Source organism: Streptomyces sp. (assembly GCF_035644915.1).
Taxonomy (GTDB): Bacteria; Actinomycetota; Actinomycetes; order Streptomycetales; family Streptomycetaceae; genus Streptomyces.
Map to the genome: position 1 here is coordinate 1 of NZ_DASQNP010000114.1, position 25137 is coordinate 25137.

General features: G+C 73.7%; 22 protein-coding genes. 12 read left to right on the top strand and 10 right to left on the bottom strand.

Going from position 1 to position 25137, the window contains the following annotated elements; genetic code table 11:
* The coding region (locus VE546_RS13195; protein WP_324921889.1) for a substrate-binding domain-containing protein at positions 1-416 on the top strand (416 nt) is incomplete at its 5' end.
* A gap of 395 nt (positions 417-811) precedes the next feature.
* Here VE546_RS13195 and VE546_RS13200 read toward each other — a convergent pair.
* On the bottom strand, positions 812-1663 hold the full coding sequence (locus tag VE546_RS13200) for a phosphotransferase enzyme family protein (RefSeq protein WP_324921891.1): 852 nt from the start codon (positions 1661-1663) through the stop codon (positions 812-814).
* A 455-nt stretch (positions 1664-2118) separates the two neighbouring features.
* Here VE546_RS13200 and VE546_RS13205 point away from each other — a divergent pair, with 455 nt between their 5' ends.
* The 4 genes from VE546_RS13205 to VE546_RS13220 all read left to right on the top strand — a co-directional run bounded on the left by VE546_RS13205 (position 2119) and on the right by VE546_RS13220 (position 7942).
* On the top strand, positions 2119-3276 hold the full coding sequence (locus VE546_RS13205) for a CaiB/BaiF CoA-transferase family protein (protein ID WP_324921893.1): 1158 nt from the start codon (positions 2119-2121) through the stop codon (positions 3274-3276).
* A complete protein-coding gene (locus tag VE546_RS13210; protein ID WP_324921895.1) occupies positions 3273-4415 on the top strand; it encodes an acyl-CoA dehydrogenase family protein in 1143 nt (380 codons plus the stop codon). Before VE546_RS13205 ends, VE546_RS13210 begins: the two co-directional genes overlap by 4 nt.
* 24 nt (positions 4416-4439) lie before the next feature.
* Entirely contained in the window at positions 4440-5654 is a 1215-nt protein-coding gene (locus VE546_RS13215; protein ID WP_324921897.1) for an acetyl-CoA C-acetyltransferase, read from the top strand.
* Between the two features lie 110 nt (positions 5655-5764).
* Positions 5765-7942: a 3-hydroxyacyl-CoA dehydrogenase NAD-binding domain-containing protein gene (locus VE546_RS13220; protein WP_324921899.1), complete on the top strand. Its 2178-nt coding sequence runs from the start codon at positions 5765-5767 to the stop codon at positions 7940-7942.
* 44 nt (positions 7943-7986) lie between these two features.
* On the opposite strand, the gene VE546_RS13225 is transcribed toward VE546_RS13220, so the two are convergent.
* Together VE546_RS13225 and VE546_RS13230 are read right to left on the bottom strand one after the other, a co-directional pair.
* Positions 7987-8709 carry a MerR family transcriptional regulator gene (locus tag VE546_RS13225; RefSeq protein ID WP_324921900.1) on the bottom strand — a complete coding sequence of 241 codons (723 nt, stop codon included), beginning with the start codon at positions 8707-8709 and terminating at the stop codon, positions 7987-7989.
* A 76-nt stretch (positions 8710-8785) separates the two neighbouring features.
* Positions 8786-9358: a class I SAM-dependent methyltransferase gene (locus VE546_RS13230; protein WP_324921901.1), complete on the bottom strand. Its 573-nt coding sequence runs from the start codon at positions 9356-9358 to the stop codon at positions 8786-8788.
* 89 nt (positions 9359-9447) lie between these two features.
* Here VE546_RS13230 and VE546_RS13235 point away from each other — a divergent pair, with 89 nt between their 5' ends.
* Positions 9448-10152 (top strand): TetR/AcrR family transcriptional regulator, encoded by a 705-nt coding sequence (locus tag VE546_RS13235; RefSeq protein WP_324921903.1) that lies wholly within the window; start codon positions 9448-9450, stop codon positions 10150-10152.
* Positions 10153-10209: 57 nt separating this feature from the next.
* Complete coding sequence (locus VE546_RS13240; RefSeq protein WP_324921904.1) at positions 10210-10581, top strand: hypothetical protein; 372 nt, start codon at positions 10210-10212, stop codon at positions 10579-10581.
* Between the two features lie 21 nt (positions 10582-10602).
* On the opposite strand, the gene VE546_RS13245 is transcribed toward VE546_RS13240, so the two are convergent.
* Both VE546_RS13245 and VE546_RS13250 read right to left on the bottom strand, forming a co-directional pair.
* A complete protein-coding gene (locus VE546_RS13245) occupies positions 10603-11502 on the bottom strand; it encodes a hypothetical protein (RefSeq protein WP_324921905.1) in 900 nt (299 codons plus the stop codon).
* Between the two features lie 189 nt (positions 11503-11691).
* Positions 11692-13308, bottom strand: coding sequence for an ABC-F family ATP-binding cassette domain-containing protein (locus tag VE546_RS13250; RefSeq protein WP_324921907.1), 1617 nt, complete (start codon positions 13306-13308; stop codon positions 11692-11694).
* Between the two features lie 360 nt (positions 13309-13668).
* On the opposite strand from VE546_RS13250, the gene VE546_RS13255 reads away from it, so the two are divergent.
* Positions 13669-14319, top strand: coding sequence for a uridine kinase (locus tag VE546_RS13255; RefSeq protein ID WP_324921908.1), 651 nt, complete (start codon positions 13669-13671; stop codon positions 14317-14319).
* Positions 14320-14371: 52 nt separating this feature from the next.
* Here VE546_RS13255 and VE546_RS13260 read toward each other — a convergent pair whose 3' ends face one another.
* Both VE546_RS13260 and VE546_RS13265 read right to left on the bottom strand, forming a co-directional pair.
* On the bottom strand, positions 14372-15493 hold the full coding sequence (locus VE546_RS13260; RefSeq protein WP_324921910.1) for a glycoside hydrolase family 43 protein: 1122 nt from the start codon (positions 15491-15493) through the stop codon (positions 14372-14374).
* A gap of 343 nt (positions 15494-15836) precedes the next feature.
* Positions 15837-16520, bottom strand: a complete 684-nt coding sequence (locus VE546_RS13265; protein WP_324921911.1) for an HAD-IB family phosphatase — start codon at positions 16518-16520, stop codon at positions 15837-15839.
* 316 nt (positions 16521-16836) lie between these two features.
* Here VE546_RS13265 and VE546_RS13270 point away from each other — a divergent pair, with 316 nt between their 5' ends.
* Positions 16837-18093, top strand: a complete 1257-nt coding sequence (locus VE546_RS13270) for a hypothetical protein (RefSeq protein WP_324921913.1) — start codon at positions 16837-16839, stop codon at positions 18091-18093.
* 84 nt (positions 18094-18177) lie between these two features.
* On the opposite strand, the gene VE546_RS13275 is transcribed toward VE546_RS13270, so the two are convergent.
* Positions 18178-20169 (bottom strand): transglycosylase domain-containing protein, encoded by a 1992-nt coding sequence (locus tag VE546_RS13275; RefSeq protein ID WP_324921914.1) that lies wholly within the window; start codon positions 20167-20169, stop codon positions 18178-18180.
* A 599-nt stretch (positions 20170-20768) separates the two neighbouring features.
* On the opposite strand from VE546_RS13275, the gene VE546_RS27970 reads away from it, so the two are divergent.
* Positions 20769-21917: a DUF4157 domain-containing protein gene (locus tag VE546_RS27970; RefSeq protein ID WP_414720476.1), complete on the top strand. Its 1149-nt coding sequence runs from the start codon at positions 20769-20771 to the stop codon at positions 21915-21917.
* Positions 21918-22047: 130 nt separating this feature from the next.
* On the opposite strand, the gene VE546_RS13285 is transcribed toward VE546_RS27970, so the two are convergent.
* Both VE546_RS13285 and VE546_RS13290 read right to left on the bottom strand, forming a co-directional pair.
* The gene (locus VE546_RS13285) at positions 22048-22254 is read right to left on the bottom strand and encodes a DUF397 domain-containing protein (protein WP_324921915.1); all 207 of its coding nucleotides are present in this window, start codon (positions 22252-22254) and stop codon (positions 22048-22050) included.
* Positions 22251-23114, bottom strand: a complete 864-nt coding sequence (locus tag VE546_RS13290) for a helix-turn-helix transcriptional regulator (protein WP_324921917.1) — start codon at positions 23112-23114, stop codon at positions 22251-22253. Before VE546_RS13290 ends, VE546_RS13285 begins: the two co-directional genes overlap by 4 nt.
* A 289-nt stretch (positions 23115-23403) precedes the next feature.
* On the opposite strand from VE546_RS13290, the gene VE546_RS13295 reads away from it, so the two are divergent.
* A complete protein-coding gene (locus VE546_RS13295) occupies positions 23404-23910 on the top strand; it encodes an ATP-binding protein (RefSeq protein WP_324921919.1) in 507 nt (168 codons plus the stop codon).
* Positions 23911-24069: 159 nt separating this feature from the next.
* Positions 24070-25089 (top strand): hypothetical protein, encoded by a 1020-nt coding sequence (locus tag VE546_RS13300; protein ID WP_324921921.1) that lies wholly within the window; start codon positions 24070-24072, stop codon positions 25087-25089.
* Positions 25090-25137: the final 48 nt, after the last annotated feature.

A 25137-nucleotide genomic window follows, 5' to 3' on the forward strand; every position in this document is an offset into this window, starting at 1 on the left:
GGCTCGGCCTGCGGCGCAACGACATCGAACCGGACCCCCGCTACGAAGCCGACGGCGACTCCAGCGAGGAGGGAGCCGAGGCGGCCGTCGCCCGGCTGCTGTCCCTGCCCGAGCCGCCCACCGCCCTGGTCGCCGGGAACAACCGCATGACGATCGGCGCGATGCGCGCCCTGCGCAACGCCGGGCTCGGCGTTCCCCGCGACATGGCCCTGGTGTCCTTCGACGACTTCGAGTGGGCGGACCTCTTCCACCCCCGGATCACCGCTCTGGCCCAGCCCGCCCTCTCCATCGGGGAACAGGCCGTCTCCATGGCGCTGTCCCGGCTTGCCACTCCGTCGCTGCCCCCGCGCAAGGTCACCATCAACCCGGCCTTCATGCACCGGGAATCCTGCGGCTGCGCCCCCGGGGACGCCTGACGCCTGACGCCGGGGGCGGGCGTCGGCGGGCGGGCGTTTCCGGCCGGACGCGCGGGACCTATGGCCGCTCCGACGGCCGCGGCGGTCCCGGGCCAGGTCCCATGGGCCTTGGACGGCTACGCCCAGGACGCGGTGGCCGCACTGGCCGGCCGTGAAGTCGCGGTGCGTGGTGCTCCACCCGGCCGCCGAGATGCTCCCAGCGCGTACTGGCTGGTGACCCCGGACGGGCTCGTCACCCGTGAAAGCTTCAAGGGCACGGGAGAAGAGCGTGCACCGGGTCGAGAACGACGGGCGGCCCGGAGGCCGCCACCCGGCGGACGTGTACGCCCAGGATCGATCTTCACGTGCGGGACCGGCCCGCCGGGTTGCTGAGCGTGCCCCCAGGAGGTCCGCGATCAGCCACGGGCGTCCAGGCCGGTGCGGTCGAGTGCTGCTCGGATCCGGCCGAGCCACTCCGTGCCCAGCCGGCGCCCGTTCGGGAACTGGTCACCGCGATCCCAGCGCCACGTTGTGACCATCGCCAGCACGAGGATCCGGCACTCGCGCAGCAAGTCCTGACGGACACCCGGATAGTGCTTGCCGACTTCTTCGGGCGCATGGGCGAGGTCGAATTCGACGGGCCCACGGCAACACGTCTCCAGGTCTATGAACAGCAGCCCGTTCTCCGTGGCGAGCACGTTGCCCGGGTGCGGCTCGCCGTGCAGCAGTTGCTCGGGGCCGCCGCGCTCGCCGATCACGCGTCCCAGGCTCCGTAACGTGTCGCCGAGCAGCTCCCGGTCCGCGTCGGCGAGCGCCGGAGTGCGGTCGCGGTCCGCCACGAGTCGTCGAGCCTGCTCGACCCGGTCCGTGAAGTGCGGCGTCGGGACGTCGAGCCTGCGCATGCCGGCATGCAGCCGCTCGAGCGCACGGGCGTAGTCGGCCGGCGGGACCTCGTGAGGTGTCACGGGTTCGTAGTAGGTCCACAGCGTGACCGTGAAGCCATCACGCTCATGGACGCGTGGCTCCACACGAGGATCGAGGGCAGCCACCGGGCACCCGGATTCGGCGAGCCGCTGAGCGAGCTCGACTTCGAACTGCGCGACCTGATCCGTTACAGGTGCCACCCGGGCCAGGACGTCACAAGGCAGCAGACGCAGAGTGAGCTTGTTCGAGTCGTGAAGAACGATCGCGTCGTCGGCCGTCAGGCCGAGTGACGAGGCGCTCGACATGGCCGCGGCCACCGCACGCGGGACCTCTGACGCCTGCATCGTCGCCCGGCCCCTCTCCCCTGATCTCCCCTGAGCGCTGCCATGACTCTCCAAGCGGCGCAATCCGCGCACCATACCAAGGTGTCGACAGAGCGCCGCGGTGGTGCGGCGGGCAGGGGGCGACCGAATCGGCGATCCGCCCCCTCGGCTGCTCAGCCGACAACCGTCAAACGAGGCAAACGGTTCCGGTCGCGGCACCGGTCGTCCGAGCCGGCAGCCGGCGGCGGTGCCGGACGACGGAGAGCAGGAAGGTGGGTTCGGCCGAAACGCCATGGAAGCCGTCGGCGAACGGCGGACGGCCGCTCGGGCCGACCAGGCGCAGGGCCACGAGGTGGATGCGCCCCGCTTCCCCCGGGGGTTGTGGAACGTGGAACACGTTCCTAGCATCGGCGGTGTTACATCACTGATGTCATACGGCTGCGACGGTGCGGCCGGGACGGCTGCTGGGGGTCCGGATGGCTGCGGCAGGCAGCGGGCACGGCCCGCTCGCCGGGGTGCGGGTGGTGGAGCTGGCCGGCATCGGCCCCGGCCCGTTCGCCGCGATGCTCCTGGCCGACCTCGGCGCCGACGTCGTCCGGGTGGACCGGCCCGGCGGCCCGGGGCTGGGCATCGACCCGGCCCTCGACGTCACCGGCCGCAACAAGCGCTCGGTGGTGGTCGACCTGAAGGCCGCCGACGGCCCCGCCACCGTCCTGGACCTCGCCGAGCGCGCCGACGTGCTGATCGAGGGCTACCGGCCCGGAGTCGCCGAACGCCTCGGGGTCGGCCCCGAGCAGTGCCTGGCCCGCAACCCCGGGCTCGTCTACGGGCGGATGACCGGCTGGGGCCAGGACGGGCCCCTCGCCGCGAGCGCCGGCCACGACATCGGCTACACCGCCGTCACCGGCGCGCTCGGCATGATCGGCCCGGCCGGCGGCCCGCCCGCCGTCCCCGCCAACCTGCTCGGCGACTACGCGGGCGGCTCGCTCTACCTGGTCGTCGGCGTCCTCGCCGCCCTCCACCACGCCCGCACCGGCGGACGCGGCCAGGTCGTCGACGCCGCGATCGTGGACGGCACCAGCCACCTGACCGCCATGATCCACGGGATGCTGGCCGCGGGCGCCTGGCAGGACCGGCGCGGAGCCAACCTGCTGGACGGCGGCTGCCCCTTCTACGGCGTCTACGAGACCGCCGACGGACAGTGGATGGCGGTCGGCGCGCTGGAGCGGCCGTTCTACGACGAGTTCGCCCGGCTCCTGGGCCTGGACGCGGACGGCACCGCGCCCGACCGCGACGACCCCGCCCGCTGGGGAGAGCTGCGCGAGGCCGTCGCCGCCCGCTTCCGCACCCGTACGCGCCGGGAGTGGACCGAGGTCTTCGAGGGCACCGACGCCTGCGTCGCCCCCGTGCTCTCCCTGCGGGAGGCCCCCGCCCACCCGCACCTGGCCGCCCGCGGCACCTTCACCGAGTACGCCGGGCTGACCCAGCCCGCCCCCGCCCCCCGCTTCTCCGCCACCCCCGGCGCGCTGCGCCGCCCGCCCGCCGTCCCCGGCGCGGACGCCGCCGGGGTGGCCCGCGACTGGGACCTGCCGTCCCTCGCCCCCGCACCCGACGCCCGGGAGGGCTCACGATGAGGCGCCGCATCTTCACCGAGGACCACGAGGCCTTCCGCGCGACGGTCAGGGCCTTCCTGGAGCGGGAGGTGCTGCCGCACTACGAGCGGTGGGAGCGCGAGGGCGTCGTGGACCGCGGCGCCTGGCGGGCCGCCGGCCGGCAGGGCCTGCTGGGCACGGCCGTCCCCGAGGAGTACGGGGGCGGCGGGGCGGACGACTTCCGCTACGGCGTGGTGCTGGCCGAGGAGTTCACCAGGGCGGGCACGCCCGGCCTGGCGATCGGCCTGCACAACGACGTCATCGGCCCGTACCTGACCTCCCTGGCCACCGAGGAGCAGAAGCGGCGCTGGCTGCCCGGCTTCTGCACCGGCGAGACGATCACCGCCATCGCCATGACCGAGCCCGGCGCCGGCTCCGACCTCCAGGGCATCCGCACCACCGCCGAGGACCGCGGCGACCACTGGGTGCTCAACGGCTCCAAGACCTTCATCTCCAACGGCATCCTGGCCGACCTGGTGATCGTGGTCGCCAGGACCACCCCCGAGGGCGGCGCGAGGGGACTCAGCCTGCTGGTCGTCGAGCGCGGCATGGACGGCTTCGAACGCGGCCGCAACCTCGACAAGATCGGCCAGAAGGCCCAGGACACCGCCGAGCTGTTCTTCCGCGACGTGCGCGTGCCCAGGGAGAACCTGCTGGGCGAGCTGCACGGCGCCTTCGGCCACCTGATGGCCAACCTGGTCCAGGAGCGGCTGGCCATCGCGGTGGCGGCCGCCGCCGGGGCCGAACACCTGCTGGAGACCACCCGCGGGTACGTCACCGGACGCGAGGCGTTCGGACGGCCCCTGGCCGGGTTCCAGCACGTCCGCTTCGAGATCGCCGAGATGGCCACCGAGTGCGCGGTCACCCGCGCCTTCGTCGACCGCTGCGTCGAGGACCACGTGCGCGGGGAGCTGGACGCCGTCCACGCCTCGATGGCCAAGTGGTGGGCGACCGAATTGCACAAGCGCGTCGCCGACCGCTGTCTGCAGCTCCACGGCGGGTACGGGTACATGAGTGAGTACCCCGTCGCCAGGGCGTTCACCGACGGCCGCATCCAGACCATCTACGGCGGCACGACCGAGATCATGAAGGAGATCATCGGCCGCTCGCTGCTGTCCTGACCCGTCCTCCCGAAAGGCCCGACCGTGACCACCGACGCGTACATCTACGAGGCCATCCGCACCCCGCGCGGGCGCGGCAAGGCAAACGGCGCCCTGCACGGCACCAAGCCGATCGACCTGGTCGTCGGCCTGATCCACGAGCTGCGCCGCCGCTTCCCCGGGCTGGACCCGGCGGCCGTCGACGACATCGTGCTCGGGGTCGTCACCCCCGTCGGCGACCAGGGCGCCGACATCGCCCGGACCGCCGCCATCGCCGCCGGACTGCCCGAGACGGTGGCGGGCGTCCAGGAGAACCGCTTCTGCGCCTCGGGCCTGGAAGCCGTCAACCTGGCCGCCGCCAAGGTCCGCTCCGGCTGGGAGGACCTGGTCCTGGCCGGCGGCGTGGAGTCGATGTCCCGGGTGCCGATGGGCTCCGACGGCGGCGCCTGGGCCATGGACCCGATGACCAGCTTCGCCACCGGCTTCGTCCCGCAGGGCATCGGCGCCGACCTCATCGCCACCATCGAGGGGTTCAGCCGCCGCGACGTGGACGAGTACGCCGCGCTCTCGCAGGAGCGCGCCACCCAGGCGTGGAAGGAGGGCCGCTTCGACCGCTCGGTCGTCCCCGTCACCGACCGCAACGGCCTGGTGGTCCTCGACCGCGACGAGCACATCCGCCCCGGCACCACGGCCGACTCCCTCGCCGCCCTCAAGCCCTCCTTCGCCGCCATCGGCGAGGCGGGCGGCTTCGACGCGGTGGCGCTGCAGAAGTACCACTGGGTGGAGAGGATCGACCACGTCCACCACGCGGGCAACTCCTCCGGGATCGTGGACGGCTCGGCGCTGGTGGCCGTCGGAAACCGCGAGGTCGGGCGGCGCTACGGGCTGACCCCGCGCGCTCGGATCGTCTCCGCCGCCGTCTCCGGCTCCGACCCGACCATCATGCTCACCGGGCCCGCCCCGGCCTCCCGCAAGGCCCTGGCCAAGGCGGGGCTGAGCATCGACGACATCGACCTGGTGGAGATCAACGAGGCGTTCGCGGCCGTCGTCCTGCGCTTCGTGAAGGACATGGGGCTGTCCCTGGACAAGGTCAACGTCAACGGCGGCGCCATCGCCATGGGCCACCCGCTGGGCGCCACCGGCGCGATGATCCTGGGCACCCTCGTCGACGAGCTGGAGCGCCGCGACCTGCGCTACGGCCTGGCCACCCTGTGCGTCGGCGGCGGCATGGGCATCGCCACCGTCGTCGAGCGGCTCTGACCCGCGGCGCTGTCTCCCGCGCCCACCGGCGCACCCGCCCACGCCCACCGACGCAGCCCCGACACGCCCACCGACGCAGCCACCCCTTGACGAAGGACCGAGAACCCGCCATGGCAGCCCCCTCCACCATCCGCTGGGAGCAGGACGACACCGGTGTCGTCACCCTCACCCTGGACGACCCGGACCAGTCCGCCAACACCATGAACGCCGCGTTCGCCGCCTCGCTCGCGGCGGTCGCCGACCGGCTGGAGGCCGAACGCGACGGCATCCGCGGCGTCGTCGTCACCTCCGCCAAGAAGACCTTCTTCGCGGGCGGCGACCTGCACGACCTGCTCGCCGTCCGGCCCGAGCAGGCCCAGGAGCTGTTCGACCGGAGCATGGCGGTCAAGCGCGACCTGCGGCGCATCGAGACGCTCGGCAGGCCCGTCGTCGCCGCGATCAACGGCGCCGCGCTCGGCGGCGGCCTGGAGATCGCGCTGGCCTGCCACCACCGCGTCGCCCTGGACGCCCGCGGCTCCCGGATCGGCCTGCCCGAGGCCACCTTGGGCCTGCTGCCCGGCAGCGGGGGAGTGGTGCGCACCGTGCGGCTGCTGGGCATCACCGACGCCCTGCTGAACGTGCTGCTCCAGGGGCAGCGGTACACCCCGCGCGCGGCGCTGGACAAGGGCCTGGTCCACGAGGTCGTGGCCACCGAGGAGGAGATGCTCGCCCGCGCCCGCGCGTTCATCGACGCCCACCCCGAGTCCGCGCAGCCCTGGGACGCCAAGGGCTACGAGATCCCCGGCGGCACCCCCTCCCACCCGAAGTTCGCCGCCAACCTGCCGGCCTTCCCCGCGGGCCTCGCCAAGCAGCTCGGCGGCGCCCCCTACCCGGCCCAGCGCAACATCCTGGCCGCGGCCGTGGAGGGCGCCCAGGTGGACTTCGACACCGCCCAGGTGATCGAGGCCCGCTACTTCACCGAGCTGGCGACCGGGCAGACCGCGAAGAACATGATCCAGGGGTTCTTCTTCGACCTCCAGGCCGTCAACTCCGGCCGCAGCCGCCCCCGGGGGACCGAGCCGCGCACGGTGCGGAAGGTCGGCGTGCTGGGCGCGGGCATGATGGGCGCGGGCATCGCCTACGCCTGCGCCCGGGCCGGGATCGAGGTCGTCCTCAAGGACGTGACCGAGGAGGCCGCCGAGAAGGGCAAGGCGTACTCGGCCGGTCTGCTGGAGAAGGCGCTGGCCAAGGGCCGCACCACTCCGGAGAAGCGCGACGCGCTGCTGGAGCGCATCACCCCCACCGCCGATGTGCGGGCGCTGGCCGGGTGCGACGCGGTGATCGAGGCGGTCTTCGAGGACACCGCCCTGAAGCACAAGGTCTTCCAGGAGGTCCAGGACGTCGTCGCCCCCGACGCGCTGCTGTGCTCCAACACCTCCACCATCCCGATCACCACGCTGGCCGAGGGCGTGGCGCGGCAGGAGGCCTTCGTCGGACTGCACTTCTTCTCGCCCGTCGACAAGATGCCGCTGGTGGAGATCATCAGGGGGGAGCGGACCGGGGACGAGGCGGTCGCCCGCGCCTTCGACCTGGTGCGGCAGATCAACAAGACCCCGATCGTGGTGCGCGACTCCCGCGGCTTCTTCACCTCCCGGGTGATCGGCCGGTTCATCAGCGAGGGCGTGGCGATGGTCGCCGAGGGCGTGGAGCCGGCCTCGGTGGAGCAGGCCGCCGCCCAGGCGGGTTACCCGGCCAAGGTCCTGGCCCTGGTGGACGAGCTGACGCTCACCCTGCCGCGGCGGATCCGCGAGGAGGCGCGGCAGGCGGTGGAGGCCGCCGGCGGCACCTGGGAGCCGCACCCGGCCGACGCCGTTCTCGACCGGATGGTCGAGGAGTTCGGGCGCACCGGCCGCAGCGGCGGCGCGGGCTTCTACGACTACGCGGACGGCCGGCGCACGGGCCTGTGGCCGGGGCTGCGCGAGCACTTCACCCGGCCGGACGCCGACGTGCCGTTCGCGGACATGAAGGAGCGGATGCTCTTCGCCGAGGCCCTCGACGGCATCCGCTGCCTCCAGGAGGGCGTGCTGACCTCGGTGGCCGACGCCAACGTCGGCTCCCTGCTGGGCATCGGCTTCCCCGGCTGGACCGGCGGCGTGCTGCAGTACGTCAACGGCTACGAGGGCGGCCTGCCCGGCTTCGTCGCGCGTGCCCGCGAGCTCCAGGCGCGTTACGGCGACCGGTTCGCGCCGCCCGCGCTGCTGCTGGAGAAGGCGGAGAGGGGCGAGACCTTCACCGACACCGGCGCGTAGGGCGGCGCCGGGGCCCGCGGAGCCGCGGGCCTCCCGTTCCCGGCTCAGTCCTCGTCGGGGAAGGAGGCCCGCAGCTCCTCGCGCATCGACCGCTGGAAGGCGGTCGCCAGGGCCTGCACCACCATCGGCTGCATGTGGGCGGACAGCTCCCGCACGGTCTCCACCTGCTCCGGGTCGGTCTCCCGCCGCCGGTAGGGGTCCCAGACCTCCTCCTTGAACAGCCTGCTCAGCTCCCGGGCCACCTGGCGGCTGTGCTCCAGGACGACCGAGCGGGCCGCGAGGATCGTCTCCAGCGCGATGGGCACCTCCAGCAGCCGCACGCCCAGGTGCAGGAGGCCGGGATCGACCCGGAAGACGTCCGGGTCGTCGGTGCGGGTGAGGACGCCCATCGCCTCCAGCCGGTCGATGTCGTCCTCCGTCAGCTCCCGTCCCGCCCGCCGCGCCAGCTTCCCGCGGGTGGCCTCCTGCTCGGTGTCCGGCGCCCAGGAGGCCACCAGGGCCCGGTGGAGGGCGAGGTCCTCCGGGCTGAGGTCGGGCGGAAGCTGCCGCAGGTAGCGTTCGATGGCCGACAGGGTCATGCCCTGGTGCTGCAACTCCCCGATCAGGGCGAGCCGGGACAGGTGCCCGGGCCCGTAGCGTCCGACGCGCCGGGGGCCGATCTCGGGCGGCGGCAGCAGCCCCCGGGTGGAGTAGAAGCGGATCGTGCGGACGGTCACGCCGGCGCGGGCGGCCAGTTCGTCGACGGTCAGGGAGGCAGCCGTGTCCATGCCGGACAGTATTGCTGTCGCATCAACGGTGTGAAACCTCTCCGATGGCCCCCGGCGGCCGTTCCCCAGGGCGCCCTCAGGGCCGGACGGCCGCGATCCAGTGGGCCAGGGGGAAGACCCGGCCCCGGGTGATGCCGGTGAAACCGGCCCCCGGGACCAGTGCGCGGTAGCCGTCGAGGTGGCCGCGGAAGTCGGCCACCAGCAGGTGGCCGCCGGGACGCAGCACGCGGAACATCTCGGCGAAGGCGCGCTCCCGCAGCCGGGCGGGGACGTGGTGGACGGCGAAGCTGCTGACGACGGCGTCGAACGAGCCGTCCCCGGCGTCGATCTCCTGGGCGGTGCCCAGCGCGAAGGAACTGTTCTCCCCCCGCCGCTCCGCGCGGCGGCGGGCGTACTGGACCATCGGCGGCGACGGGTCGATGCCCAGCACGCTGCCGCCGGGGGCGACGGCCGCGGCGACCGCGCGGGTGAGCGCGCCCGTGCCGCAGCCCACGTCCAGCACGCGGTCGCCCGGGCCGACCCCGGCCCGCTCGGCGAGCCGGGCGAACATGCGGCGGCGCAGCCAGGGCAGGGCGAGCGAACCGGCCAGCTCGTAGCGGCGGGGATGGGTGAGCAGGATGCCGGGACTGTCGGATCCGGTGTCGGGCACGGCGACTCCAAGGAAACTTAGTGGCGACTAAGAAAACCGACCTTAGTCGTCACTAAGTTGTGCGGCAAGGCGGCGGATAGGATGGGCCGATGCCTCAGCAGGAACCGGTCACCGCCCCCCGCCGGACGCGGCTGCGCGCGGCCGACCGCAGGGCGTCGATCCTGGACGCCGCCACCCTGGTCTTCTCCGGCGCCGGCTACCGGGGCGCCCGGACATCGGAGATCGCCGCCCGGGTCGGGGTGAGCGAACCGGTGGTGTTCCAGAACTTCGGCTCCAAGGCGGCGCTGTACGCCGCCGTGCTCGACCGGGCGGCGGAACGCGTCTGCGCCGGACTGCGCGAGAACCTGGCCTCCTGCTGCGGGGGCTCGGTGGCCGCGCTGCTCGACCACGTCCTCGCCCCCGGCCACGTCGACCGGATGCACGCCCGCGGCACCCTGGGCGCGCTGCTGGCCGACGCCGCCGCGCTCACCGGGGAACCCGCCATCGCCGAGGCCTACCGCCGCGGCACGCGGCGCATCGCCGAGGAGCTGACGGCGGTCCTGGCCGAGGGGCAGCGGGCCGGGGAGGTCGCCCCGGAGGCCGACCCGGCCACGGGCGCGTGGTGGCTGCTGTCGCTGCTGGCCTCGCACCGCTTCCGCCACACCGCCGTCCCCGGGGAGGCCCGGGCGGAACTGGAGGACGGACTCGCGGAACTGACCCGCCGCCTGCTCGTGCCGGACGGGCCGGGACGGCAGCACGTCCACCACCGGCACGCCCGCCCCGGCGATCCGGCGAACCCGCCGGACGGGATCTGAGCGCTCCCGGACACGGGGCGTGGCGGGACGTACCCGCACCGCACTACCGTGGGCGCCATGGATGTCGAAACCGCCCTCGCCCTCGCCTCCGCCGCGGCCGGGGGAGCCGCGACCGAAGCGGGACGGCACGCCTGGGAGTCCCTGGTCGCGCTCGTGCGGCGTGCCACGGGACGCGGCGGAGCCGAGGACCCGGCCGTTCCCGACGGGGCCGACGGCACCGAGGACCCCGAGGCCGTCACCGGCCGGATCGTCCACCTGGCGCGCACCGACGAGGACTTCGCCGACCGGCTCTGCCGCTGGGCCGAGACCCACCGCGCGGCCCTGCGGATCGACGGCGGCCAGGTGCACAACACCGTCTCCGGCAGCGCGACCGTCCACGGCCCGGTCGTCCAGACCGGCGAGATCCACGGCGGCATCACCTTCAACTGACCCCTCGGCCGGTCCGCCGGCTCAGCCCCCGCCGCGCGGCACGGAGCCGTGCCGGTGCGGGGCGGGTGGGCTGGGAGAGTGCGGGGCGGGTGGGCCGGGAGAGTGGGGTGCGGGCGCGTCGGGGGAGTGGGACGCGGGGGCGGGCGGATCGGGCTCGGGGGAGTCCGGACGGCCGCCGACCAGGTCCAGCAGCCGGTCCTGCGCCCGGATGAGCGGTTGGTGCACCCGCCGCTCGCGCCGGACCGCCCGGTCCAGCTTGCGGGCCGCCCGGCCGCCGGGCCGGCGGTAGCGCCACCGGGCCCAGGGGGCGTTCGGCCGGGACAGCCGCACCGCGCTCACCAGGAGCAGGACGGGGAAGAACAGGCCGAGGAAGCCCGTCCAGAACTTGCCCTTCAGCAGGGTGACCGCGACCAGCCCGAAGTTGAGGGCGGCCAGCGCGGAGCCGACGAGCCACTCGGTGCCGCCCTCGCTGACGGCGTCCACGAAGTCGTCCATCACGGCCGGGCGCACCCCGATCAGCAGCAGTCCGAGCACCGCGAGCGCCGTGAACACCGCCACGACCGACAGCCGTCCCTCCTGCGACCAGTAGACGTCCCGCAGCCGCAGGATCAGCGCGAACTCGTCCAGCACGAGGGCGGAGCCGACGCCGAACAGCGCCGCCGCGGCGGCCCGCCAGCCGGGCAGGTCGGCCGGGATGCCGAACCCGACGGTCCCGCCGAGCAGCATCATCACCACCCCGAAGACCACGTGGTGGATGTGCAGGCCGCCCGGTGCCACGTTCCCCGGCCACCAGCGGACCCTGGCCCTGATCATCCGGGTCGAGAACCGGATGAACGCGAAGCCGACGATCATGCCGGTGAAGAAGCAGAACAGCGGCAGCCGGCCGGTCTCCACGATGGTGTGACGGAACCACTCGCCCATGTCAGCCCCGCTCCCGCGGCCCACCCTCGCGGCGGTCCGCCACCTCGGGTTGCGGTGGGGTCATGTGCTCCCCCGGGGTCCGGCGACGTGAGTCCGGCGACGTGGGTCCGGGCCCGTCCGGGGATCACGCTCCAGCCTACTCCGCGGGGCCGGGGGCGGCCTGTCGTACGGCAGGCCGCCCCCGGCTCCTCACAGCGGGTCGACGCCGGTCAGTTCGCCGTCCAGCAGGAGCCAGCGGGTGATGCCGATCTCCCGCAGGAAGGGGATGTCGTGGCTGGCCACGACCAGCGCCCCCTCGTAGCTCTCCAGCGCGGTGGTGAGCTGCCGGACGCTCGCCCTGTCGAGGTTGTTCGTCGGCTCGTCCAGCAGCAGCAGTTGCGGCGCCGGCTCGGCCAGCATCAGCGCCGCCAGCGCGGCCCGGAACCGCTCGCCGCCGGAGAGGGTCCCGGCCCGCTGGTCCGCCCGCGCGCCCCGGAACAGGAAGCGGGCCAGCCGCGCCCGGACGCGGTTGTCGGTCGCCTCCGGGGCGAACCGGGCGACGTTCTCGGCGACGGTCAGCGCGTCGTCCAGCACGTCCAGCCGCTGCGGCAGGTAGCGCAGCGGGACGTACGCCACCGCCTCGCCCGCCACCGGCGCCAGCTCCCCGGCGATGGTGCGCAGCAGCGTGGTCTTGCCCGCCCCGTTCCGCCCCACCAGGGCGACGCGCTCCGGGCCGTGCAGGTCCAGCCCGGCGCGGGCGCCGCAGCGCAGCTCCACCCCGCGCAGGGTGAGCACCGTACGGCCGCGCGGCACGGCGGTGTGCGGCAGGTCGACGCGGATCTCGTCGTCGTCCCGGACCGCCTCGGCGGCCTCGTCCAGCCGCTCCCTGGCCTCCCGCAGCCGCTCCTCGTGGAGGATGCGGTGCTTGCCCGCCGACACCTGCGCCGCGCGCTTGCGCGCGCCCATCACGACCTTCGGCTCGCGCTTGGTGGCGTACATCTTGTCGCCGTAGCGCACGCGCTTGGCCAGGGTGCGGTGCGCCTCGGCCAGTTCGCGCTTCTGCCGCCGGACGTCGGCCTCGGCCGCGCGGACGGTCCGCTCGGCCGCCTCCTGCTCCGCGGCGAGGGCCTCCTCGTAGGCGTCGAGGTTCCCGCCGTACCAGCGGACCTCGCCGTCGCGCAGGTCGGCGATCCGGTCGACGCGCCGGAGCAGGTCGCGGTCGTGGCTGACCACGACCAGCACCCCGTTCCAGGAGCCGACCGCGTCGTACAGGCGGCGGCGCGCGGCGAGGTCGAGGTTGTTGGTGGGCTCGTCCAGCAGCAGGATCTCCGGCCGGGACAGCAGCAGCGCGGCCAGCCGCAGCAGGACCGCCTCGCCGCCGGAGACCTCGCCGATGGTGCGGTCCAGGCCGATGTGCTCCAGCCCGAGCTGGTCCAAGGCGGCGCGGGAGCGTTCCTCGACGTCCCAGTCGTCGCCGACGGCCGCGAAGTTCTCCTCGCTCGCGTCCCCGTCCTCGATGGCGCGCAGCGCGGCCCGGGTCGCCGCGACGCCCAGGGCCTCGTCCACGCGCAGGGCGGTGTCCAGGTGGACGGTCTGCGGCAGGTGGCCGACCTCGCCCGTGGTGCGCACCGACCCCTCCGTGGGGGTCAGCTCGCCGGCGATCAGCTTCAGCAGCGTGGACTTTCCGGCGCCGTTGAGGCCGACCAGGCCGGTGCGGCCGGGACCGATCGTGAGGTGGAGGTCCTCCAGGACGGACGTGCCGTCCGGCCAGGCGAAGTGCAGTCCGGAGCAGACGACGGACGCGGCGGACGGTGTGGAAGACGACATGCGGGGCCTCCGGTTGCTTGTGCGACGGAAAGGAGAGGGGGAGGAGCAACGCGGGGAGACACCGGAGGACGTCGTACGACGACGAGGGAGCGGCGAGAACGGGGGAGACGGGACCGGCCCCGGACGCGTCCGGTGCGAGGGCGGCTCACAGCCCGAGGTCGTCGCACACGGGAACCGCGCGGGAACACCACCCGCGCTCCGGTGCCTCACGACCTCAGAGGAGCAACGGCCTTCTCCGATCAAGACAGACAACAGGGCCGGTCGAAACCGTACGGCGCGCGGCACAGGGCGGCAAACGGTTTTCGCGCCCGCCCGGTGGCGGCTTCCGCGTCCCTCCCGCGGTGTGCTGTGCTGCGGCCCATGACCGACCGTGCCCGCCGCGCCTTCCGCCCCGTCACCTGGTCCCGCCTGACCGACGCGGTCGCCGACCGCCTCGCCGCGACGGACGCCCGGGACGGCTCGCCCTGGCTGCGGGCGGCCGTCGACGGCGCCCCGGCCGCCCGGCCGGGGCGGTGGGCGGACGAGCTGGCCGAGGCGCTGCGGCTGCGCGGCCGTCCCGTGCAGCGGGTGAGCGCGGGCGGCTTCCTGCGGCCGGCGTCCCTGCGGCTGGAGCACGGCCACCGGGACCCGGACGCGTACTACGACCTGTGGCTGGACACCGGCGCCCTGTGGCGGGAGGTCTTCGGCCCGCTGGGGCCGGACGGCACCGGCCGGGTGCTGCCCGACCTGTGGGACCCGGTCACCGACCGCGCCACCCGCAGTCCGTACGTCCGGCTCCCGCCCGGCGGCGTGCTGGTGCTGGACGGCCCGCTGCTGCTCGGCCGGGGCTTCCCGCTGGACCTGGCGGTCCACCTGCGGCTCACCCCGGCCGCCCTGGCCCGCCGCACCCCCGGGGAGGAGCACTGGACGCTGCCGGCCTTCGCCCGCTACGAGGAGGAGGTCCGGCCGGAGGAGACGGCCGACGTGGTGGTCCGCGCCGACGACCCCCGCCACCCGGCCTGGAGCGGCTGACGGAGGCCGCGGACGCCGGCGGACCGGACGCGGGCGCCCGTGCCCCGGGGTGTCACTCGCGCCCGGTGAGGGCGGGGGTGCCGGAGGGCTCGGGGAGGACCGTGGAGGTGGAGACCGGGGTGCCGAAGTCCGGGGTGCCGTCGGCCTTCCAGTTCACCTTCTGCACGCGGGTGGTGCGGGTGCCGCCGCAGCCCTGCGAGGGGCTGGAGTTGGCGTGGTAGGCGATCCAGACCTCCTTGCCGTCGGGCGAGGGGAAGAAGAAGTTGTGGCCCGGTCCGTAGACGCCGGCCGCGTCGTTGCGCTGGAAGACCGGGTCGGGGAACTTCCGCCACGCCCCCGGGGCGAGCGGGTCGCTGCCGGTCAGCTCCATCAGCCCCAGCTTGTAGTCGGGCGTGTCGCAGTGCGAGGCGGAGTAGGTGAGGAAGGTCCGGCCGCCCCGCTGGAGGATCACCGGCCCCTCGTTGACGCCCGCGCCCTGCTTCTCCCAGGCGTGGGTGGGGGTGGCGATGCGCGCGGCGCGGCCGGTCGGGGTCCAGGGATTGCTCATCCGCACCGCGTACAGGTTCTGCGTGCCGCCCTCCCAGAAGGAGTGGAGCAGGTAGAGGCGGCCGTCGGGCAGGGTGAGGTAGCTGCTGTCGATCATCCACCGGTTGTCGCCGTACGGATCGACCTGGCCCTTGTAGGTGTACGGGCCGAGGGGGTCGTTGCCGGCGCTCTCCAGGACGTGGACGTGCTGGTGGTCGATGTTGCCGGAGACGCCCGCGCTGTAGGTCAGGTACCAGCGCAGGCCGTTCGGGCCGTTGAGGCGGTGGAGTTCGGGCGCCCAGAAGTTGCAGCAGCGGGAGGCGACGGTCTCGCGGTAGACGGTGGTGGGCGTCGCGTTCCGCAGGCCGCCGACGGTGGGGGAGCGGCGGATCTCCCAGTGGGAGGCCCAGGTGGTGCCCAGGTGGTAGTAGTAGCCGTTGTAGCGGACGATCGTCGGGTCCGCGCCGTTCTGGGTGACCACGGGGTTGGTGAAGGTCCCGGCCGCCGCCGCGGCCGGGGGTGCGGGGGCGGTCCCGGCGCGGGCGGTGGGGGCGCCCGGCTGGAGCAGCGCGAGGAGCGCGAGGAGGGCCGCCGAGAGGAGCGGCAGCGCCCGGGCGCGCGCGGGGGCATGACGGCGTGTGGGGGGCATGGGCGACTCCATGTTCGGGATTTCGAACGCCATTCGTAATTCCGGGCGAACGTAGAGCCGTCGCATGGTCCCGTCAACCCCGGGCGCGGCGGTGGCGGCGCGGCGCCCGGGGCCTTCGAGACACGGTTTCGCGTCCCGGAACCCGCTCCGGCGCCGCGCCGTCCCCGGCGAGCACTGCCGCCCCCGCCGCCAGTGACGCCGCCGCTTCCAGCACGGTCCGCCTGCCCACTCCTGCCATCACCTGTGTTCCTCTCCTCGCCTCTCCCGGGCCGCCCCCGCCACCCGTACGGGGGAGGGGCCGGGCACCTCCCACGGGTGTCCGGAGAACCCGCGCCCGTCGGGGTCAGCCCACACCGGGCGGGACGGGTCCGCCGCTCCTGAGGCCCTGGTCCTCGGCCATCCGGGCCCTGACCGACCGGTAGGCCACGCGCAGGTCATCGCCGTCGTACCGGTACCGGGCGAGCCCGCGCAGGACGCCGTCGGCGTTCACCGCCACGGTGTGCCGCAGCTCCCGGAAGAGGGGGACGTCCGAGGCGGAGTCCCCGTACGCCACGCAGTGGTCGCGCCCCAGGCCGAGGGCCGTGCGCATCCGGTCCACCGCGGTCACCTTGTCCGCGGGCGTGAGGATTCCGGCGGGATCGAGTGCGGTCCGGAACGGCGGCGGGGGGAAGCGCGAGGCCACCACCTCGTCCACGCCGAGGCCGGCCAGCCGCCCGGCGAAGAAGTCGGGGGACATGGTCACCACGACCGACCGCTCGCCGCGGCGCCGGATGTCCGCGAGCACCTCGCGCAGCCCGCCGATCCACGGGGAGCGCGCGAAGACGTCCCCCACCAGCTCGGGGGTCAGCTCCCGCCAGAGGCGGCAGACGCCGGCCGCGAAGCCGCGGGTGTCCACGGCCCCGGACGCGAACGCCGCTTCCAGCCGGAGCAGTTCGGGCAGACAGCCCAGCCGGCGGGCGATCTCCAGGCTCGCGGTGGTGCCCCGCAGCAGGGTGCCGTCCAGGTCGAAGACGTGCAGGCGGCTCACCGTTCCACCTCCCAACGCTCCCCCTCGGTGATCCCGTCGTGCGGTCCCGCCGTGCCACCGGCCCCCTCCGGCCCCCAACTCCGCGCCGGTGCCCGCTCATTGTGCCGTCTCCGGCCGCGCGGGCCGCGGGTGACGCGGTGTCCGGGGGCGCCCGGGAGGGGCGGAAATGGCGCATCTTCACCCCCCGGAGGCCGGGATGGCAGACCTTCGTTCTATATTCATTGCTTCATACGTGATGAATTTGTGAAAGAAGCGCACGCCGATGCCCCGAAGCGACCAGAGACGTGCTCGACGACGGGCACGCCGTCACACCCGCATGCGCGCGGCCCTGCTGACCGTGTCCGTGGTGGTGCTCGCGTCGATCGCCTTCTCGCTCGGGAAGGTCCTGACCGGGGAGGAGAGTTCGGCGGCGGACACGGGCGGCACGAGCGGCGACCGGAAGTCCGGGGACCGGGCGGACCGGCACGCGGGCACGGGCCGGTGGAAGAAGGACGAGCCGTGGGACGGCAAGGTGAAGGTCCTGGGCGACGGCTCCACGTCGTACACCGGCCCCCAGCCGGGGCAGCTCAAACCGGAACGCCTCAAGCCGGGTGAGAAGCCGCCGCAGTTCGTGGTGTTCTCCTGGGACGGCGCGCTGGAGGGCGACGACCACCTCTTCTCGCACTTCCGCCAGGTGGCGAAGGAGAGCGACGCCCACATGACGTTCTTCCTGACCGGCATCTACCTGCTGCCCTCGGCCAAGAAGGAGCTGTACGAACCGCCGCGGCACAGGCGGGGGGCCGCCGCCATCTCCTACCCGACCGAGCAGCACATCAGGACGACCCTGGAGCAGCTCGGGAAGGCCTGGAGGGACGGGCACGAGATCGGTTCCCACTTCAACGGGCACTTCTGCGGCGAGAAGGGCGGCGGCTCCTGGAGCGTCGAGGAGTGGAAGAGCGAGATCCGGCAGACCTACGACATGGTCAGGAAGTGGAAGACCCACACCGGCTTCACGGACCTGCCGCCCCTGCCCTTCGACCCGGACCGCGAGTTCGTCGGCGGCCGCGCACCGTGCCTGGAGGGCCAGGAGAACCTCGTGCGGGCCATCGACCACTTCGGGTGGCGCTACGACGCCAGCTCCCCGGGCGACTTCCAGATATGGCCGGCGAAGAAGGACGGCATCTGGAACTTCCCCCTGCAGATGCTGCCGTACCCGGACAGGGAAGTGCAGGTCCTCTCCATGGACTTCAACTTCCTCTACAACCAGTCCGGCGGGAACACCGAGGGCGACCCGGCGCAGTACCCCGCGTGGCGGGAGACCACGCGCAAGGCGTACATGAACGGCTTCAACCGCGTCTACCACGGCAGCCGGGCGCCGCTGTTCATCGGCAACCACTTCGAGCAGTGGAACGGTGGCATCTACATGAAGGCCGTCGAGGACGTCATGCGGGAGGTCTGCCCGCGCAAGGACGTGGAGTGCGTGTCGTTCCGGGAGCTGGCCGACTGGCTGGACGCACAGGACCCGAAGGTGCTGGAGCAGCTCCGCGCCCTCGACCCCGGGCAGGCCCCGGACTGGAAGTCCGTCGTCAGGTGACCGTCAGGTGACATGACCGCCGTCGGATGACGGCGCGCGTACCGGTGCGACGGCCGCCGCGGCGGCACGCCCCCGGGGAATCCCTCAGGAGCGTGCCGTCGCCGTCATGTAGTCCTTCCAGATCGCCGCCGGCAGGGGGCTGCCGGGCGCCTCGCCGGTGTGGCCGGCGACCCCGTCCAGGGGCAGCAGCTCCAGTCTCCGCAGGTCCATCCGGTACAGCACGACCGCCGTGGCCTCCTTCCCGGTGTAGCCGACGAACCAGGCCGCCGTGTTGTCCTCGGTGGTCCCGGTCTTCCCGGCCGCCCGGAGTCCGGGCACCCGCGCCGGCCGGCCGGTGCCCTCCTCCACCACCCCCCGGAGGGCGTCGGTCACCTGGGCGGAGACCTCGGCGGAGAAGGCACGCCGGGGACGCGGCCGGGGCAGCGCGATCTCCGAGCCGTTGCGGGTGGCGCGGACCACCGAGTACGGCTCGGACCGCACGCCCTGGGCGGCGAACGTGCCGTACGCCGTCGCCATCCGGATCGCGCTGGGCGTCGAGTTGCCGAGGGCGAAGGCGGGCACCTGCGGCCCGAGGCTGGACGGCAGCAGGCCGGCGTCCGCGGCGTGCTTGCGCAGCCGGTCCAGGCCCACGTCCATGCCGAGCTGGAGGAACGTGGAGTTGACGGAGTTCACCATGGCGTAGCGCAGGGGGATGCTCGCGCCCCAGTCGCGTCCGCCGTCGTTCCTGCCCTTGACCACCCTGCCGTTGCGGTCCCAGTAGGGGCCCTCCGGGGTCATCACGGAGGCGTTGTGCTGCCCGTTGTACGGGGTGAGGGGGGTGACCGGCTGCCGGGGGGCGTCCCGTTCGCGCACGACGCCGTCGGTGAGGGCGGAGGCGTAGACGAAGGGCGCGAAGGCGGAGCCCGCGGGGACGGTGACCGCGTTGGACTCGTTGAACCCCTGTTTGAAGAAGCCCGGCCCGCCGTAGAGCGCCAGGATGCGTCCGTCGGCGGCCACGGTGGCGGCGCCCGTGCGCACGAACCGGTCCGCCTTCCGCTTCTCCGGGTCGAGTTCCCCGCGGGCGTCGCGCACCGCCTTTTCCAGGGCCTCCGTCTTCCTCCGGTCGAAGGTCGTGTAGATCTGGTAGCCGCCGAGGTCGAAGTCCTTCTCGGAGACCTTGCCGGAGCGGATGACGTAGGACTTGGCGAGCTCGGCGAGGTAGCCCCGCTGGCCGTCGAGGTCGATGCGGCCGCCGGTGGCCTCGGTGGGCTCGGGGAACTCGGTGTACCGCGCCCGCTCGGCCGGGGAGAGCTTCCCGATCTCGACCATGCGGTCCAGGGTCCACTTCCAGCGTTCGACGGCGCGCTCGTGGTTCTCCGGGCCGAGTGTCGGGTCGTACAGCGCCGCGCCCTTCAGCAGGGACGCCAGGAAGGCGCCCTCGCTCGCGTTGAGCTGGGAGACCTCCTTGCCGTAGTACGCCTGGGCGGCCCGCTGGATGCCGTAGGTGCCGCGGCCGAACCAACTGGTGTTGAGGTACCCCTCGAGGATCTCGTTCTTGCTGAACGTGTTGTCCATCTTCAGGGCCAGCAGCATCTCCTGGAACTTCCGGGTGAGCGTCTGGTCCTGGGTCAGGTACACGTTCTTCACGTACTGCTGGGTGATGGTGGAGCCGCCCTGGGTCTCGCCGCCGCCGACCATCCGCGACACCGCGCGCAGGATGCCGGAGGGCGAGATGCCGGGATCGGAGTAGAAGCTGGCGTTCTCGGCGGCGAGCACGGCCCAGCGGACGTCCTCGGGAACCTTCTCCAGCGGCATCTCCTGCCGGTTGACCCAGCCGGTCCGGGCCATCCTGGTGCCGTCGGCCCAGTAGAAGACGTTGTCCTGCTGGGTGGCGAAGGAGTTCGGGCTCTCGGGGATGTCCGTCTGCCAGTACGCCACCGCCACCAGGAGGGTGAGCAGCCCGGTGCAGCCCAGGAAGCCGCCCAGGGTCTGGCGCCAGGACGGGATCCAGCGCCGGTACCCCTCCCGGTCCGGTCGCGGGTACGCGGGCCGTGCGCGCCGCAGCAGGGGCACCGCGCGCTCGGCCGCCCGCTCCACCGCCCGCCGCAGCGGCGGCGGCCAGGACGGTGCCGGACCCCGGGACCGCCGCGGGGCGCGCCGGCTCCCGGCGGCGCGACGGCCTCCGGCGGCGCGGACCGGCAGCCTTCCGCGGGCGGGGGGCTTGCCCCGCCTACCCACGGAGGACCGCCCCCGGCGCGGACATCGCGGCCGTCACGGCATGCTGGACCGCCGTCTGTGGCATCGGCTCCCCTCCCCAAGAAGCACACGGACCGGGAGGCCGGGCCGTCGTCCCCGGGCCCCCGGCGATCCCCCAGCCTAGGCGCAGGTCGCGGGGGTGTTCCGGCGGCATCCCCGGTCACGGGCCCCGCGCGGCGTCGGCGGCACGGGCCCTGCGGCCCCCAACCCGGGGGCGCACCACCGGAGTTTATGCGGAGGGTCCGTGCCCGGCCCGTGCGAGCCGGGCGACCGGGAGGGCGTCGCGTGAGACGAACGACACTCGGCCGCCGCCGGCGCCGGCCCGGCGATGACCGGAACCGGACGCTCCGCAGGACTGCCCTTTCCGCTGCCCCTTCCGCCGTTCACGCAGGCGGCGGGCGCGGATAGACACGAGACCACCCGCACCCCGGGAGGCAGCGATGCGAGACCAGGAGCAGCACGGCGAGGAGAACGGCGCACGGCGCGTGCGGAGTCCGTCCCAGGACCCGGCGGCACCCCGGGTCTCCGGACCCCCGGCGACCCTGCTGGCCCTCCAGCGAGCCGCGGGAAACGCCGCGGTGGCCCGCGCGCTGGAGGAGGAGCGGCACGTCCACCACGAGGGCTGCTGCGAGGGACCGTCCGTCCAGCGGTCACCGGTGCACGACGTCCTCCGGTCCGCCGGACGGCCCCTGGAGGCGCCGCTGCGGGCCGAGATGGAGGAGCGGCTGGGAGCGGACTTCGGCGACGTGCGGGTCCACACCGACACCACCGCCCAGCGCTCCGCCGAGGAGCTGGGCGCCCGCGCGTACACCTCCGGGAACCACGTGGTGATCGGTGCGGGAGGCGGGGACAAGCACACCCTCGCCCACGAACTGACCCACGTCATCCAGCAGCGCACCGGCCCGGTGGAGGGCACCGACAACGGCCAGGGGCTGAGCGTCAGCGATCCCGGCGACCGCTTCGAGCGCGAGGCCGAGGCGAACGCCAGACGGGCCATGGCGGGCCGGGCCCCGGCCGCGTCCGAGCCCGCCGCGGCCGAGCCCGGCCGGTCGCGTCCAGGCCAGGTCGCCCAGCGCATGGAGATCCCCGTCGAGGAGCGCGACGACTTCGTCGCCGGCTTCAACCCCCGCAACCAGGTGATGCTCAACGCGACGCTGAACGGAGTCGACCTGGGCACGTACGCCAGCGCCGCGCACATCTTCAACAGGGCCACCAGCGACCACGCCGAGGACGCGATCGTGGACGCGATGGAGGCCCTGGACATGGCCGGGCAACTGCTGGACAACAACACCCTCGTCATCACCGACCTGACCGCCAGCCCCTGCACCACGACCGAACGCACCAACCCGGCGACCGGGGAGACGCTGCCCATCACCTCGAACAAGGGGGCCGCCGGGAGCACCGACGGGTGCACCGAACGCCTCATCGAGCTGGCCAGGGACGGCACCGTGAACGGCAAGAGGTTCACCATCTCCATCACCTGCGAGCACTACTACCAACCGCGTGTGCAGGGCGGGAAGGAGGCCTCCCGCCAGGCGGTGGCGGCCATGCAGCAGGCCGGGATACAGGTCACCGTCCTCAACCCGTAGCCCGGGGCCGTCCGCGCGGAGGTGCGGAGGCCGGCCGCGGCGTTCCGGACGGACGGCCCGCGGGCGCCCACGTGCGCACCCGCGGGCCGGACCGGGACGCCCCGGCCCGGCCCACACGCTCCGCGGCCGGTCAGCCCTCGGCGGCGAGGGCGAGGAAGTCGGCCCACTCGCGACGGGTGAAGGCGAGCTGGGGGCCCTGGAGGTTCTTGGAGTCCCGGACGCGGACGCCGTCCGGCCCGGCGGCCACCTCCACGCAGTTGCCGCCTTCGTTGTCGCTGTGGCTGCTCTTGTACCAGGCCGGCCCGTCCAGGGGGCCGGAGGTCCGCTCGGTGTTCACATCTCTCCCAGGAGCTTCTCGACGAGTTTCAGGGACTGACGCGGGGTCAGCGCCTGCGCGCGGATCGTCCCATAGCGGTTCTCGAACGCGCGCACGTCCGCCCGCTCCGTGAACCATGCACTACGCCCCTGGGATTCGGTATAGGCGATTTTGGGACGGCCCGGTGTCTCCAGCAGGGCCAGCGAGCCGACCAGCCCGGCGTGCTCCTCCACGTCCACCGGCATGACCTGGATCTCCACGTTGTGGAGCCGTCCGACGGCAAGCAGGTGTTCGAGCTGCCCGCGCAGCACCGCCCGGCCGCCGAGCGGGCGGCGCAGCACGGCCTCCTCCAGGACGAAGCCCAGCACCGGCGCCGGGCGCCGCTCGAACACCTCGCGCCGCGCCATCCGCGCGGCGACATGGCCCTCGATGGTCTCCCCGTCCATGGCCGGGCGGCGCATCAGGTACAGCGCGCGGGCGTACTCCTCCGTCTGGAGCGGGCCGGGCACGACCATGGGGTCGTACATGTGGATCTCGACCGCCTCGCGCTCCAGCTTCGCGAACTCGCGGAACCGCGCGGGGTACCGCGTCTCCTCCACGTCCTCCTGGACGGCGTAGAAGATGCCGCGCCCGTCCAGTTCCCGTTCCGCGCCCTCGATGAACGGCTGCTTGGGCGGGCGCCTGCCGCGCTCCACCGACGAGACCAGGTCCACGCCGTAGCCGATGCGCCGGCCGAACTCCGGCTGGGTCAGCCCCGCCCGCTCCCGCAGCACCTTGATCTGCTTGCCGACGACCTTCAGGACGGGATCGACCCTCTCCGCCTCCCGGTCCGCCCCCTCGCCGTCGGCCGCCGCCTGCCACTGCCGTTCCGTGCCGGTCATGCCCGTGCCCTCCCGGTGCCTCCCACGACTCACCGGGCCCAACGCCGGACGCGGCCCGCCGTCACTGCCGGTGTGCCGTACGACTCACCGGTCCCACCCGGACGAGTCGGTCCTGTACGGGTGTGGGGGAGCCCGGGCGCCCTCGGCACGGGGAGGAGCCGCGTCCACGGCCCTCCCGTCGGCCGGTGCCCGTGACGCCCCGGACGGCGTCCGGGGCCTTCCGCACCAGTGCGTCCCGTACCGGCCGGGGTGCTGGCCGGACGGCGACGGCTCGGACACGCTCGGTGACGTGAAACCGAGGACCGCTCCAGCCGAACTCCCCGCCCCCACCCACACGTTCACCCGGCTCCTGCGCTCGACGCCGCGCGGTGCGCGGCTCGCGCGGCTGCTGGCGGCGCGGCAACTGGCCGTCTGGGGCTGGCCGGACGGGCACGAGGTGGCGGAGACCGCCGTCTCGCTCGTCGCCGAGCTGGCCGCCAACGCCGTCACGCACGGCCGGGTGCCCGGACGGGACTTCCAGCTCCGCCTCACCGTCGGGCCGGGCCTGCTGCGGCCCGACACGCTGCGGATCGAGGTCGCCGACGCCCACGGGGGACGGCGGCCCGATCCGGCCGCCCCCGTGCCCGTCCCCGGCCCGGACGCCGAGTCCGGGCGCGGGCTGGTGCTGGTGGACGCCCTCGCCTCCCGCTGGGGCGTGGTCGACCGGCTGTACTGCGGCAAGACGGTGTGGGCCGAGATCGACCTCGCCCACGGCGCCGCACCGCCGCGGAACCGGGCCCCGGGCCGGAACCGGTGAACCCGGTCGCCGAGGGCGACACGGTGAGCGCGGCACTTGTCAAGCCATATGGCCATCCATCACCGGATGGCGTGTACTTCCACATAGCTAAGCGTACTTATGTAAATCCCCTTGGTGACCAGGGTGATGACTCACCCACATGACGAGGGGGTACTCAACATGGCCGTGTCCACGACGGCGGGAACGAACTGGGGGAGCTGGACCAGCCTGCAGGGCGGTCTGTCCTCGGAGCCCGCACCGGTGCTCAACGCCGACGACCGCATCAGCGTGTTCGTCAGCGGCACCGACGGCGCCCTGTGGAGCCGCACCCAGAGGCGGGACGGCACCTGGGCGGACTGGTTCAAGCACGACGGCTCGCTCACCTCGGGCGTCCCCGCCCCGATCCGGGGCAAGGACGGCAAGGTCCGGGTCTTCTACCGCACCCCGGACAACAACCTGGAGGTCGTCGTTCAGGACGGCATCAACACGCCCGGCTACGGCCGGCCCCGCACCTTGGTCACCAGCATCGGCGGCGAGCCGGCCGTCGCGCTGGGCGCCGACGGCCGCATCCACGCCTTCTTCCGCGGCACCGACGACGCCCTGTGGTACACCCGCAACCAGGGCGTGTTCTACGAGGAGTACACCGGTCCGGCCTCGCTGGGCGGCGGCATCGAGGACCGGCCCGCGCCGGTCCTGGACGGCTCGGGCCGGATCGTGGTCGCGGTCAAGGGCAACGACAACGGCCTGTGGACCATCCAGCAGAGGATCGAGAACTCGGGGGACTGGAGCTCCTTCCAGAAGCAGACCACCGGCGTGACCGACTACCCCACGGCCGCCGTGGACGCCGCCGGCCGGGCGCAGTTCTTCTACCGCGGCTCGAACGGCGCGGCCTGGCGGGTCGGTCAGACCGACGACCACCAGTCCTTCCACACCTCCGTCACGCTCAACGGAGGGATCACCCACCGGCCCACCGCGGCCCTCGGGCAGGACGGCCGGCTCAACGTGTTCGTCGTCGGCAACGACAAGGCCCTGTGGGTCGCGGTCCAGAAGGACGAGAACGCCGACACCTACACCGACTTCCAGTCCCTCGCGGGCGGTGTCGGCGTCACCACGGCCGTCGCCGACCGCAACAACCTCCTGCACGCCTTCACGCGCGGCACCGACGCGGCCCTGTGGTACCAGCCCCAGGTCTGGGCGTAGTCCCGCGCCCCGCGCACGACCGCGATGGCCCCCCGCCCGGTGCCGGGC